A 14,254-nucleotide genomic window follows, 5' to 3' on the forward strand; every position below is an offset into this window, starting at 1 on the left:
GAGAGGTTTGTAGTGAGGACTTTAGTCCGCATTGGGTCAAAATTTCTCAGAACGGACTGAAGTCCGCACTACAAACATAAGAGAGGTTTGTAGTGAGGACTTTAGTCCGCATTGGGTCAAAATTTCTCAGAACGGACTGAAGTCCGCACTACAAACATAAGAGAGGTTTGTAGTGAGGACTTTAGTCCGCATTGGGTCAAAATTTCTCAGAACGGACTGAAGTCCGCACTACAAACAGTCATTTCTATCTCGCTCAAACTAATATTATAAGTCAAAGTGTCGCTTAAAGCGCGGGTCTAGTTTGTCGGTTTTCCTTTGGTTGCAGGTGCGGCAGAGGGTTTGCAGGTTGCTGATGTCGTTGCTGCCGCTGCGGGCTAGGGGGATGATATGATCGATCGTCAGTTCTGCTTCTAGTTTGGTTTGGCCGCAGCTTTGGCACTGGTATTTGTTGCGAGTGAATACGTATTTTCTGACTTCTGGGGGGATGGTAATTCTGGGGGTTTTAGTCATGATGTATTTTAACCGCATATGTTTGACGGATTAGCTGGGTGAGTTTTCGCGATCGAGAAGTTGGCGGCGCAAATCATCAAGGGGGGATTCTGGTTGGCTAGTTTCTGACTCGTTGTTTTCTGGTATTTCTTCGACTTCTGGTTCGTCGGGGCAAAATTCTATGGTAACATTGAGTTTGAGCTTCATCTTTCCTTTTTTCCAGCCCCGAGCACCCACTCTGAGAATTTCACAATCTATACCTTGACCAAACCATTTCTCATATAAATAACGTGTTTGGTCAGTAGTTAAACCTACATCAATATTTAGTCGCTGTTGACTTAACAACTGATTAAGTGTGTGTCCTAACCCATACTCAGGCAAAACTCCATTTACTGTTTCCTTGAGTTTTTCTACTTTAAGCATTGCATCACCGAAAGATAAAGCATCATCATTGCCGCAGTTGTGAAAATCAAATTTATCTTCCATATTAATCTCTATTTTTTTTTACTTTTATCCTAACTATTTTAGAGTAGTATCTCTCTTTTGGCAAGAATCCCGGCGAATAGAATTCGCGGCTATACAAACGATGTCCGCCTCCGCGGACTAAGAATCTCTTATCTCTTCAACCCGCGGAGGCGGGTTTTGTCTGTGTCGCCGCGAATTCTATTCGCCGGGTTTCCAATCGCCGGTTTCCAATCGCCGGATTTCCAATCGCCGGATTTCCAATCATTCACAATCCACAACAACGCTATTATTCTCCCCAATTACAGGTAACAAATGCTCGTGCAACTTCATCGCCTGCAAGCAACTATTAATCCCAGAAACCGCCCGATCGTACTCTTGAATCTTGCCTTCATTCTCCGCTTGCAACCGCAGATTTTTAGCAATCTTTTCCTCAGCTTCCTGTGCCAAAGTTTGCTCCAAATAATCGCGGGCTTGACTGTATTTCTGTAAAATATCATCAGCTTGCTGTTCCGCCATCGGTAACAAATGCTCTTTCAGCGTTTGGTTGACAGTTTGGCGAAAAGTTTGCCGAATTGTTCGAGATACTTTCGGCTCAAAATCTAGCCTCAACAATTGCCTAATTGCTGGTTGCGCGTCTACCATATTTTCGCAGTCGAAACCTTGGGATGTTTGCTGCAATGTTTCCCGGAATTGGTAAATCGAAAACGTGCCTTCGTCGTAAAAACGGGGACTTTCTCGCACGTAGCGATCGCACTCCACGCCCGCTGCATTCACCAAAGCACGAGAAACCCGCTGTGACAACTCCTCTAACTGCTGTTCAATTCCCCCGTCATTCCCCAACAACCGATAAAGCAATCGATAGTATTCCGACTTGCGAACACTGTCTTTCAAATACTGGAAATAGTTATCAACCAGTGACTTAGTAGCCTCTACTAAAATATCTTCCAACTGATTCGCTAAATAATAAAGCGCTTCCACCAAAACCGCAATTAAAGGTGCTGTAGCGTTGCGCGGATGAGCGATCAAAGTGCGTCCGTAAGCCGCCTCAACCGAAAATCCGTCTAGCAATTCATCCAAGCGGCGGATCATCCGAGATTGCAGTTGGCGAAAATCAGTATCGAAAATATCGCATCTGTTCATAATCGTGTCATTGACTTCTTTGGCGATATGTGCGCGGAATTCCTGCCCGACTTGCTGCAATTCTTGATTCAGCCGCAAAAGTTCTTGGGCTTTCATTGCTTCAATTTCGCGGGGCTGGCTGTCCAAATTCCGCTGGATTGTTTGGTATTGTTTCCGCAGTTGAATGCACAAATCCTCTAAATCGTCAGCGAGATTTCTGAACAGTTGCGGGCGCTTTTCTTTTGTGAGATAATCGGTGATGGCTGTGCGGAAATCTTCGATACCGCTATCTTGAATTAATTGCTGAATTAACGGTTGACCTTGTTCCGCTAGAATCCGCACGTAATTTTCGCTGGGCGTTTCGTAGCTGTTAACTGAAATCCGAAATTTGCTGGGAGAAAGTTTGCCGGAATTGGCGCAGTAGCGGTTGAATTCGCTGATAAATTGCGGTGTTTCTTCACTATTCTCGCTGCGATTACCCGCATTCGTGTCTGCATCAACCCGATCGCGATTGGCGGCAAATATGCTATCCAAACCAAAACGATCGCGCCCCGTTGTCCCTTTTTTAATCAAACTCCCGTAAAATCCCAGCAATCCGCTGGTTTTGTAGACTCTGGCGGTGTCGCGAAAGTCGGAATTAATCAGATTTTCCAAGCGCTGTCGCAGTTGCGCGTTGTACCAAGTTTCGTCGATGCGGTTGAAAATGTAAAACAGGCGATCGCGAATTCCGGGATTCGATCGCGTTTTCTCCATCAACTCCGTCTCTTCCGTCGTCATTTCCCCAGACGAAGCAGCCTTCAAGACGCAGACAACCGCCGAAGTATCGGGGCTTTCAATCTTATCATAGGTCAATTCCGCATCTTGTTTGACAGGCGCGTCAATTCCCGGCGTATCGATAATAATATTGCCATCTTGTAGCAGCGGATGATAACAATAATATTCAACTCGCTTGAGTACAGCACTGTTGCTACCGCGCCGTGCGTAACTAGCAGCTTCCTTGAGATTTGAAAAATTAAACTGTTCCATCGAATAAGTAGCATTTTCGACAGTTTGAATGCGATCGCGATTCGCTACAAATCCTTCTAAAAGCAGAGTCAAAGCCTTCGCTTGTTTAGCTCGCTCCGATTTATTTTCTCCGCCTTCCTTTTCAATAATTATGCTGCATCCCTGAGCTAAAATCTTGACTACATCTGTGAGATTAATGTCGATTTCAGTAGTTAAATTCAACTGCTCGCAAAGAGCATAAGCTTGCTGGCGAATCTCAACTTCGCTCGAAAAAGTGAGAACAACGCGCTCTTTTTCAGGCGATTCAGCGTAGGCGATATAACACTCAGTACCAGTAGCGTGTCCTTCAGCACTGTAGAGCAATTCTCGCTCCAGCAAAGCATTAATCAGCATCGATTTTCCCGCACTGAAAGCGCCTGCAAATACAATCTCAAACTCTGGAGAAATTGCCTTTTTCAAAGAAGCTTGTACCGCTGAGATATCCTGTTGTCGCAAAGACGCTTCCTGACGCAGCAGTTGCAGTAGAGAGTCAACTTGCTCTTGCAGATTTTTGCATTGAGGGGGCATTTGAGTCATCGCGGCAGAATGCTCCTGATTGTGGGAAAATTAGCTTGTTGTTAATTTTCGGCTAGTTCCTGAAAAATTGCAACAGTAATTTTACTTATGTTATTTTATTTATAATAATTTTTGTTACCAAACAAGTGTTTGGCTTGTTTTCTCAACCCGAAGCGTAAGGTGCGGATCTATCAAATTGTTGCTTTTTTTTGATGGATTGTCTGTGGCGACGCACCCTACAAAAGACTGTTGCATAACTTTTTAAAATTAGTACGATCCAGGATTGAGCAACATAATTAGTAGAAGGTGCGCCGAAGAGCACCCTACAGAATTAAACCGACAAATCTTGACGCGGTTTGAAAGTCTCAATTTGCCGCAACTTTTCGTACAATTCCCGTTCTTCGTCGCTAATTTCCTTGGGAATTAACACCTGAATTTCTACTAGCTGATCGCCCCGATCGCCATTTCCCGTCGGATAGCCCTTGTTCGCCAGCCGCAACCGCTTCCCAGACGTGACTCCAGGGGGCAGTTTCATCTTCACCAAGCCGTCTAGAGTCGGCACTTCAATATCCCCACCGAGCACCGCTTCGCAGGGCGTCAGCGGCAATTCGCAGCAAATATCCGACATTTCCAAGCGGAAAAATGGATGGGGAGAAACGGTAATTTTTAAGTACAAATCGCCGCCGCCAATACCTTGATTGCGCAGGCGAATTCGCTGGCCCGATACCATGGCCCCAGGCATATTTACCTCGATCCACCGCCCGTCATCCAAGCGGATGCGCTCGGTACCGCCCGAATAAGCTCTTTCCAAAGGCAGAGTCAGCCTCGCATCAATGTCTCTTCTGATTTCGCGATCGTCAATTTCTCTGGTTTCGCGTCGAATTTCGCGATCGTCCAAATCCCTTCTCTCTTCCCGAGAATTAGCAACATAACTCGTTTTCTTAGAAGCCGTATTCCACGGTTCCGAAGCGGGAACTCGCGGTGCATCATTCTCTGTCGCCATCCTCACTTCCCGGCGCCTTCCCAGCACTTGATCGAGAAATTTATTAAAATCTGAGTAATCGCTAAAATCGATGTCTTCGGCTGGTTTGCGGCGGCTATTTTTGTTGCTTCCCCAACTTGTGAAATTGGGAAGTTTGACGCCTTGTTTGCCTTGAAATCCCTTTTGTTTCCAGAATTTACTAAACTGGTCGTATTGAGCGCGCTTTTCTAGATCGGAAAGAATATCGTAAGCTTCATTAATATCTTTAAAGTTATCTTCGGCAGATTTGTCGCCCGGATTTACGTCGGGGTGCAACTGTCTCGCCAGTCGTCGGTAAGCTTTTTTGATCTCATCAGCCGTAGCGTCTCTGGGTACTCCCAGTATTTGATAGTAATTACGAAAGTTTTGCATTATTAGTCATTAGTCATTAGTTATTAGTCATTAGTCATCAGCTATCAGTCATTAGTCCTTAGTTATCCTGATTATTACTTTCCAACTAAAGACTAATGACTAATCATTAATTACAACCAATCGTCGTCATCATCCCAGTCGTCGCTTTGGTTTTGATAGGGGCGAGTCGGGCGGTTATTGCTGGTTCTGCGATCGGGTGTACGATCGTAAGATCGATCGTACGATCGATCGCGATCTGGCATCCGATCGCGATCGTAAGAGCGATCGGGCATTGGATCGACAGTCGATCGCCTGTAGGGCTTAGCATTTTGATAGTAGTTATTATCATCGCTGCGCCGCTTGGTACCGTCGCCCGTAAAAGTCCGCTTCACAGACTCAAAGAAATCATCATCATCGTCATCATCAGCAAAAGCGGAAACTTCGCGGTTCAAATCGTACAGAGCATCTTGCAAATCCGAGCCAACTTGATCGACTCCGCGCTCATCGTTGCGTTCCAAACTGTCTCGCAATTCCCGAATTAACGTTTCAATGCGCTGGCGGCTTCTTTGAGCAAACTGCATTCCGCGATCGAGCGCAACTTCCCGCAACTGTCGCTCAGCTTGATAAGCCAAAGCCTCAGCGCGATTGCGTTTTTCCACCCTTTCTCGCTGCAACTTATCAGCTTGAGCAAACTGTTCCGCATCGCGAATCATTTGATTGACTTCCTGCTGGCTCAGAGTCGAAGCACCTTGCACAGTAATGCTTTGTTCCCTGCCGGTAGTTTTGTCCAAAGCAGTCACCAACAGCATCCCGTTAGCATCAATATCAAAAGCCACTTGTACCTGCGGAATCCCTCGCGGTGCCGGCGGAATTCCAGTTAATTTAAACCGTCCCAAAGACTTATTATCTCTACCTAATTCCCGTTCCCCTTGGATGACGTGAACTTCTACCACAGTTTGGTTGTTTTCGGCAGTCGAAAAAATATCCGATCGCCTTACAGGAATAGTAGTATTGCGAGGAATCAGTTTTTTCATCACCCCGCCGATCGTTTCCAAGCCCAGCGACAGCGGCGTCACATCCAACAGCAGCACGTCGCGGACATCCCCGCCCAAAATCCCCGCCTGAATTGCAGCACCCACCGCCACAACCTCATCGGGATTCACATTTTGATTCGGCTCTTTATCAATCAAACTGCGCACAATTTGCTGCACCAAAGGAATGCGAGTCGAACCGCCGACCAACACAACTTCATCAATCCGAGAAGGACTCATATTGGCATCAGCCAAAGCTTGTTTCACCGGACGGCGCAGCCGCTGCACCAAATCGGTACACAGCCCCTCAAATTGACCGCGAGTCAGCCGAGTCTCCAAATGCAAAGGCCCATCTTCATTCGCATCGATAAACGGCAAATTAATTTCAGTAACACCGACACCAGAAAGCTCAATTTTGGCTTTTTCAGCAGCCTCAATCAATCGCTGCAAAGCTTGGCGATTTTTGCGTAAATCCACGCCTTCTTTTTCCAGGAATTGTTCGGCTAACCAATCAACAATTTTGGAGTCAAAATCATTGCCTCCCAATTGAGTATCGCCGCTAGTTGCCTTAACTTCAAATACTCCATCTCCAACGTCTAAAATAGATACATCAAAAGTACCACCGCCCAAATCAAAAACTAAAATAGTTTGACTTTCTCGCCGTTCCAAACCGTAGGCCAAAGAAGCCGCAGTCGGTTCATTTAAAATCCGCTTCACATCAAGTCCGGCAATTCGTCCAGCATCCCGCGTCGCCTGTCGCTGCGAGTCGTTGAAATAAGCGGGAACAGTAATCACAGCCCCTGTCACTTCTTGTCCCAGATAGCGGCTGGCTTCATCGGCCAACTTCCGCAACACCATCGCCGAAATTTCCTCTGGGGCGAAGTCTTTTTTCAAGCGAGGGCATTTAATTTTGATGTTTCCGTTGTCGTCGCGGCGAGTTGTGTAAGGGACGCGCTTTGCTTCTGGAGTCAGTTCGGTATATTTGCGTCCGATGTACCGCTTGACAGCGTAAAAGGTGTTTTGGGGGTTGAGAACATTTTGGCGTCTGGCCATCTGTCCGACAAGGCGTTCTCCTTCCTTGGTGAAAGCCACCACCGAAGGAGTTGTCCGCATCCCTTCTGCGTTGGCAATCACAACCGGTTTGCCCCCTTCCATGACGGCTACTACTGAGTTTGTCGTTCCGAGGTCAATGCCAACTACTTTTCCCATACGTCCGTTGTCTCCTGTGGCGTTGTGTGTAGCTTTTTTAATATAAGCGTTAAGTACGATCGCATTTATTGTACCGCGTCGAGCAACGGGGCTGCGGGGGGTTCTCTCACTCCGGGCCCAGGGTGCGGTTGGACGGGGGCCGCCACCACATCGATTTAGCTGAAACTCTCTAACAAAGCCATACAATGTAAGTAGCTAGCAGATTTGTTTGGCAAACGGGAGCAGAAAAATATGGCTGTCAACTCCGTTGAAAATTCAGAATCCACTGCAACTCACTCCGTCATTGACGTGCAGCATACAGGTTGCTGCATCGTGGGAGGCGGGCCAGCAGGCGCTGTTTTAGCATTGCTTTTAGCGCGGCAAAACATCCCGGTGATGCTGCTAGAAGTACACAAAGATTTCGATCGAGAATTTCGCGGCGATACCCTGCATCCGTCAGTCATGGAAATTATGGATCAATTGGGATTAGCCGACAAATTACTGGAATTTCCCCATACCAAAATGCGCCGCCTCACCATCCAAGCTGGGGGAAATAGTGCCGCCCTCGTAGATTTGAGCAGCCTCAAAACCAAGTATCCTTACATTACGATTCTTCCTCAAGTCAAGTTTCTGGAATTCATCACCGCCGAAGCCCAGCGCTACCCCAACTTTCAACTCGTAATGGGAGCGAACGTCCAAGAAATAATTCAAGAAAATGGGGTAATTTGCGGAATTCGCTATCGCGGACACGGGGGATGTCATGAAGTGCGATCGACCCTGACTGTCGGCGCAGACGGTCGCTTTTCCCGCCTCCGCCAACTAGCAGGTTTTGAACCGATCAAAACTTCCCCGCCGATGGACGTTCTGTGGTTCCGTTTGCCGCGCAGCCCCCACGATGTCAAAGATTCCGGCGTGGGAGGGCGAGCTGCGGGAGGTCATTTATTAGTGATAATTGACCGATTGGATTACTGGCAACTAGGTTATGTAATTCTCAAAGGCAGCTATCATAAATTGCGCGATTCAGGAATAGAAAACTTGCAAAAATCCGTTGCTGAACTAGCACCGGAATTTGCAGATAGAGTCGAGCAACTCAAAGATTGGTCGCAGGTTTCATTTCTCTCAGTAGAATCGAGCCGTCTTCCCCGCTGGTATCGTCCCGGTTTGCTGTTAATTGGGGATGCCGCCCATGTCATGTCGCCCATAGGCGGTGTGGGAATTAACTATGCGATTCAAGATGCTGTCGTCGCGGCCAACGTACTGATCGCGCCCCTGAAAAACCATCACTTGCACCTGTGGGATTTGGCAGAGGTGCAGCGACAGCGGGAATGGCCGACGCGCATCATTCAAGGATTTCAGTCCTTGATGCAAGAGCAAATTATTAAAGGAGCGTTAGATACTAATAAACAGTTTACACCTCCAGCGTTCTTGCAGTTGCCAATTTTCCGCAATATACCAGCGCGATTAATTGCTTTTGGCCCCACCCGAGTTCGCGTGGAAGAGTAATGAGATATACTAATCCTAAATATAACGGTTTGTAGTACGGACTTTAGTCCGCAATATCCTACGGACTAAAGTCCGCACTACGAACCTTACTTATTGGTTTGTAGTACGGACTTTAGTCCGCAATATCCTACGGACTAAAGTCTGCACTACGAACCTTACTTATTGCAGATTACGTAAAAAACCCGGTTTTTTTGGCCCAAATGCGTCCAGGGCTGACAAGATTAATTTTTACTACAAACTTAAGGAGGCAAAAGTTATGCAAAGTATTAAAGTGCGATCGCGCGTCGGTGAGGACGGGATGCTGCATTTGCAAATCCCCGGCGGCATCAAAAATACCGATTTGGAAGTAATTGTAGTTTTCCAGCCCGTAGCACCAGCAACTGAGGCTAAAACGCCGGAAGATTTAGGCTGGCCACCGGGGTTTTTTGAGACAGTAATAGGAAGTTGGGAGGGAGAACCGCTGGTTCGTCCAGAGCAGTTGGAATATGAAATGCGGGAAGAATGGCTGTGATTTATCTTTTAGACACCAATACTTGCATCCGTTTGTTAAATCCCGACCGCAACTCATCGGTATCGCGCCAACTAGCAATGATGCGGTCAGGTGATGTAGCAATATGTTCTGTAGTTAAAGCAGAACTTTATTGGGGTGCTTTCAAAAGTTCGCGTCAAGATAGCAATTTAGTTCGACTAGAACGTTTTTGCAATGAGTTTGTCAGTTTGCCTTTTGACGATCGATCTGCCATAATTCAATACGGTTCACTTAAGACTCCTGATGGTTGGAGATCCCCCTCGCATCCCCCGAAAGCAAGGGGGACTTTAAGAGCTTTCTTTTCTTGTCCCCCCCTCCCACCAGGGGGGTTAGGGGGGATCGGTCTTAAGTGAACCGTATTGGGCCCTAATTTACGGAGAAATTCGCGCTCAATTAGCTGCATCTGGAACCCCGATCGGCCCTAATGACCTCTTGATTGCCTCTATTGCTCTGGCTAACAACCTAATTCTTGTAACTCACAATACCCGCGAGTTCAGCCGCGTTGAAGGTTTGCGCCTGGAGGATTGGGAGATAGAGACATAAGTTAGATGTATCGAGTTCGCATATAATCGAAATCAAAAGCTCGCTGCTAACAATGCTTGCAATCAACATAAAATTATGAAATTTAGCCTAGATGTAGAAAACAACCCCACTGGCTGGCCAGACCACACTCAGCTACCAGAATCCGACGGTACTTTTGTGAAAAATTTTCAAGAACATCCCCAAAGCATTCTGTTAACCGATTCCATTACTCCCGTCTTGCAAAGCATTCATCCAGATGGTAACTATTGTATCGGTCAAGACAGCGGCATTTATTGGCGATTGACAGATCCGCTGGAAAAGGGTGCAGAAGCGCCAGACTGGTTTTACGTTCCGAATGTCCCGCCAACACTTGACGGTCAATTGCGCCGTTCTTATGTGTTATGGCAAGAGTTGATATCGCCGTTAATTGTGTTGGAGTTTGTATCGGGAAATGGTGCCGAAGAACGGGACAGAACGCCTTTATTGCGAACCGGCCAACAGGAAACTAAGCCGGGTAAATTCTGGATTTATGAAAATGTGATTCATCCGGCATTTTACGGGATTTATGAAGTTAATCGAGCTAGCGTTGAAGTTTATCATTTAGTAGATGGTAGTTATCATTTGGTTTCTGCAAACGATCGCGCTCATTACCCCATTCAACCCCTAGGAGTGGAATTGGGCATCTGGCACGGGAGGTATCAAAACGCCGAATTACCTTGGTTGCGCTGGTGGGACAGTTCCGGGAATCTGCTGTTAACGGGCTTTGAAAGAGCTGAGCAAGAACGGCAAAGAGCCGATCGCACTCAACAAGAATTAGACCAATTGCGCGCCCAATTGCGATCGGCCGGCATCGAACCGCAATTGTAAACGAAACCTTTGCTGGGCGGGGATTGAGGGGGAAGAACCAACTCTTGTACAATCATTCCTGGAGGCAGAAACCGGGTTTTTTACAAAATATTCGATCGCAGCCTTTAATATCGGTAAAAACCCGGTTTCTTTGATATTGATGCGTCACTCACCATCATCAAAGTCGCCCTTGTTTCCGATCGCACTAATTCTCACACACAAAATCCCATGCCCCGCATCTTTGACAACATCGAACTTCCCCTACTTCCCGCACTCCGAGAAACCATAAAACTTTCCTATAGAGCAGATTTTTGTGTTGGCTACTTCAATCTCAGAGGCTGGCGGAAAATTAGCGAATCAATCCAAGCATATATGGGAAATCAAGGAGCCTGCTGCCGCCTTTTAGTTGGAATGCAAAGATTGCCCTCCGATGAATTGAATGCTAGTCTTAGCCTAATTCGCCCTCACCAAAGCATTGACAATAGTGAAATCAATCGGCTCAAAAAGCGGATGGCCGAAGAATTTCGGCAACAGCTTACAATCGGCGCTCCTAACGATGAAGACGAGAAAGGTTTACAACGGTTGAGCTATCAAATTAAAACCCAAAAAGTTATTGTAAAATTATTTTTAGCTTATCCCCTGCACGCTAAACTGTATCTCGTGCACCGTCACGATCCAAACAGTCCAATTGTGGGATTTTTGGGTAGCAGCAATCTAACTTTAGCCGGACTTTCCAAACAAGGCGAATTGAATATTGATATTTTAGATGGTGATGCTTGCAATAAATTGCAAAAATGGTTTGACGATCGCTGGCAAGAATACGGCTGCATTGATATTTCTCAAGAACTCGCAGAAATTATCGATCGCAGTTGGGCGAGGGCCGAAACAATTCCACCATACCACATTTATTTAAACATCGTCTATCACTTATCCCGCGAAGCCATTGCCGGCCTTGCGGAGTTTCGCATCCCCAAAGAATTTAAGGGTTTATTTAGGTTTCAAGAAGAAGCTGTAAAGTTAGCCGCCCGTCACATTACCAAACGCGGCGGCGTAATTATTGGCGACGTTGTGGGTTTGGGCAAAACTTTGGTTGGTACGGCAATTGCTAAAATCTTAGAAGAAGATTGTCTCCTGGAAACCCTGATTATTTGTCCGAAAAACTTGGTGACAATGTGGGAAGAATATGCAGGAAAATATCGCCTGCTTGCCAAGGTTTTACCCATCAGTCGGGTACAGCAAGACTTGCCAGAATTGCGCCGCTATCGAGTTGTGTTGATAGATGAAAGTCACAACCTCAGAAACCGAGAAGGTAAGCGTTATCGAGCGATTCAGGAATATATTAAAGCTAACGAAAGTAAATGTATTCTACTTTCGGCAACTCCCTACAACAAAACTTATTTAGATTTATCTTCTCAATTGCGCTTGTTTGTTCCTGAAGATGAAAATTTAGGACTGCGCCCGGAAGCTTTGCTGAATGAATTGGGCGGCGGGAGTCAAGGAGAATTGGAATTTCTCAAGCGCCATCAATGTTCGGTGCGCTCTTTAGCAGCCTTTGAAAAAAGCGAACATCCCGATGATTGGCGAGACTTGATGAAGCGCTATATGATGAGACGAACTCGCTCGTTTATTAAAGACAATTATGCGGAAACCGATCCAGAAACCGATCGCAAATATTTAGAATTGGACGATCGCACTCGCTCCTATTTTCCCAGCCGCATCCCTAAAACCATCAAGTTTAGCTTAGACAACTCCGCAGCCAGATTGTCGCCCCAGCCTGACTTTCAGGAAATCGTCGAAGTCATTAACGCCCTAAATCTGCCCCGTTACGGGCTGGGAAATTACATCGCCAAAAAGCCCAAACCAGAACCGACAGAAGCCGAACAGCGACAGTTAAATGCCCTTTCCCGCGCAGGACGCCGCTTAATGGGTTTTTCGCGCACGAACTTGTTTAAACGGCTGGAAAGCAGCGGTAGTGCGTTTATTCAGTCACTTGAGCGGCATATCTTGCGGAATTTTGTCTACTTATATGCGATCGACAATCAGTTAGATATCCCGATCGGCACCCAGGATGCAGACTTGCTAGATATTCGCAATAGTGATGAAGATGCAGATTCTGTGATTGCTCGCAATATTGAAACCGAAGAAATCGACGATGAAACAGGAGAAACCTTAGACATTGAAGCCCAACTAATCTTAAGCGAAAAAGCTTTCAAACAGCGGGCAGAAGTTATTTATCAAGAATATCAAAATCGTTACCAGCGCAGGTTTAAATGGCTCAAAACCAGCTTGTTCGACACCAAGAAATTAAAACGGGATTTGCTAGCAGATGCCGGCTGCGTCATGCAAATTTTGCAAACTTGCGGTAACTGGCACTCTCAACCCGATCAAAAATTGACGGCTTTAGTCAAATTAGTCACAGAAAATCATCCCGGTGAGAAAGTATTAATTTTTAGTCAATTTGCCGATACAGTGCGCTACATAACTGATAACTTGAAAGCCTTAAATATTAGCAGAGTTGCGGCGGTGACAGGTCAAACAAAAGACCCCACAGAACTCACATTAAGGTTTAGTCCTGCTAGCAGCGGTAAGCGGGATACAGTCTCGCCCGATCGAGAATTGCGGATATTAGTTGCTACGGACATTCTCAGTGAAGGACACAACTTGCAAGACTGCGGAATCATTGTTAACTATGACTTACCTTGGGCAATTATTCGGTTGATTCAGCGGGTAGGAAGAGTCGATCGCATCGGACAACAAGCCGAGCAGATTTTCTGTTATTCGTTTTTGCCAGAAGAAGGAGTCGAAAAGATTATTAATCTGCGGGAAAGACTGCGGCGGCGCTTGCAAGAAAATGCCGAAGTTGTGGGAACAGATGAATCGTTTTTTGAAGACGACGATCCGCAAATTATTCTAGACATTTACCATGAAAAATCTGGCATTTTAGACGGAGAAGAAGATGGCGAAGTTGATTTGACTTCCGAAGCTTTCCAGATTTGGAAAAATGCCACAGACAACAATCCAACTTTAAAGAAAACTATTGAATCAATGCCCAATGTAGTCTATTCAACTCGCGCCCACAGTCCCGCGCCGATGCAGCCGGAAGGAGTTCTATTATACATGAAAACCGCCGAGGGAAATGATTCCTTAATTTGGGTCGATCGCAATGGGAATAGCGTTACTCAGTCGCAACTGGCAATTTTAAGAATTGCAGCTTGCGATGAATCCACGCCAGCTATTCCTAGGGACAAACAACATCACGAATTAGTTCAAAAAGGCGCGGAATTGATCGCCGAAGAAGAACAAAGCGCCGGCGGACAATTGGGGCGGCCTTCCGGTGCTCGGTTCCGAACATACGATCGCCTAAAAAGATATGCACAGCAAATGCAGGGTACAATATTTGCATCGGAGGAGTTGGTAAGGGCGATCGAGCAAATCTACCGCTATCCCCTGCGCCAGTCCGCCCTTGACACATTAAACCGACAGCTAAAAAGCGGTATTAGCGACAAGCAGTTAGCAGAATTAGTCCTAGGGATGCGGATTGACGATCGCTTGTGCATCGTCAGCGAAGAGGATGAAAAACGCGAACCAATGATTATTTGTTCATTAGGTTTGTTCGAGGGAAAAGAAACC

Annotated in this window: 11 protein-coding genes; 6 read left to right on the top strand and 5 right to left on the bottom strand. The window is 46.3% G+C overall.

Going from position 1 to position 14,254, the window contains the following annotated elements; translation table 11 throughout:
• Positions 1–264: 264 nt before the first annotated feature.
• From QUB64_RS03900 to dnaK, 5 genes are all read right to left on the bottom strand, one after another.
• Positions 265–510, bottom strand: coding sequence for an HNH endonuclease (locus tag QUB64_RS03900; protein WP_333267697.1), 246 nt, complete (start codon positions 508–510; stop codon positions 265–267).
• A gap of 30 nt (positions 511–540) precedes the next feature.
• A complete protein-coding gene (locus QUB64_RS03905) occupies positions 541–975 on the bottom strand; it encodes a KGK domain-containing protein (protein ID WP_333267699.1) in 435 nt (144 codons plus the stop codon).
• A gap of 240 nt (positions 976–1,215) precedes the next feature.
• Positions 1,216–3,645, bottom strand: a complete 2,430-nt coding sequence (locus QUB64_RS03910) for a dynamin family protein (RefSeq protein WP_333267701.1) — start codon at positions 3,643–3,645, stop codon at positions 1,216–1,218.
• A 319-nt stretch (positions 3,646–3,964) separates the two neighbouring features.
• Positions 3,965–5,026, bottom strand: coding sequence for a J domain-containing protein (locus tag QUB64_RS03915; protein WP_333267703.1), 1,062 nt, complete (start codon positions 5,024–5,026; stop codon positions 3,965–3,967).
• A gap of 110 nt (positions 5,027–5,136) precedes the next feature.
• Complete coding sequence (dnaK, locus tag QUB64_RS03920) at positions 5,137–7,245, bottom strand: molecular chaperone DnaK (RefSeq protein WP_333267805.1); 2,109 nt, start codon at positions 7,243–7,245, stop codon at positions 5,137–5,139.
• Positions 7,246–7,476: 231 nt separating this feature from the next.
• On the opposite strand from dnaK, the gene QUB64_RS03925 reads away from it, so the two are divergent.
• The 6 genes from QUB64_RS03925 to QUB64_RS03950 all read left to right on the top strand — a co-directional run.
• Positions 7,477–8,727: an FAD-dependent oxidoreductase gene (locus tag QUB64_RS03925; protein ID WP_333267704.1), complete on the top strand. Its 1,251-nt coding sequence runs from the start codon at positions 7,477–7,479 to the stop codon at positions 8,725–8,727.
• Between the two features lie 256 nt (positions 8,728–8,983).
• Positions 8,984–9,238, top strand: coding sequence for a hypothetical protein (locus QUB64_RS03930; RefSeq protein WP_333267706.1), 255 nt, complete (start codon positions 8,984–8,986; stop codon positions 9,236–9,238).
• On the top strand, positions 9,229–9,609 hold the full coding sequence (locus QUB64_RS03935; protein WP_333267708.1) for a type II toxin-antitoxin system VapC family toxin: 381 nt from the start codon (positions 9,229–9,231) through the stop codon (positions 9,607–9,609). The genes QUB64_RS03930 and QUB64_RS03935 overlap by 10 nt, the downstream gene beginning before the upstream one ends.
• Positions 9,610–9,625: 16 nt before the next feature.
• Positions 9,626–9,799, top strand: coding sequence for a PIN domain-containing protein (locus tag QUB64_RS03940; protein WP_442921628.1), 174 nt, complete (start codon positions 9,626–9,628; stop codon positions 9,797–9,799).
• Positions 9,800–9,874: 75 nt separating this feature from the next.
• Entirely contained in the window at positions 9,875–10,645 is a 771-nt protein-coding gene (locus QUB64_RS03945; RefSeq protein ID WP_333267710.1) for a Uma2 family endonuclease, read from the top strand.
• Between the two features lie 207 nt (positions 10,646–10,852).
• The coding region (locus QUB64_RS03950; RefSeq protein ID WP_333393965.1) for a helicase-related protein at positions 10,853–14,254 on the top strand (3,402 nt) is incomplete at its 3' end.

Source organism: Microcoleus sp. Aus8_D2, assembly GCF_036702665.1.
Lineage (GTDB): Bacteria > Cyanobacteriota > Cyanobacteriia > Cyanobacteriales > Microcoleaceae > Microcoleus.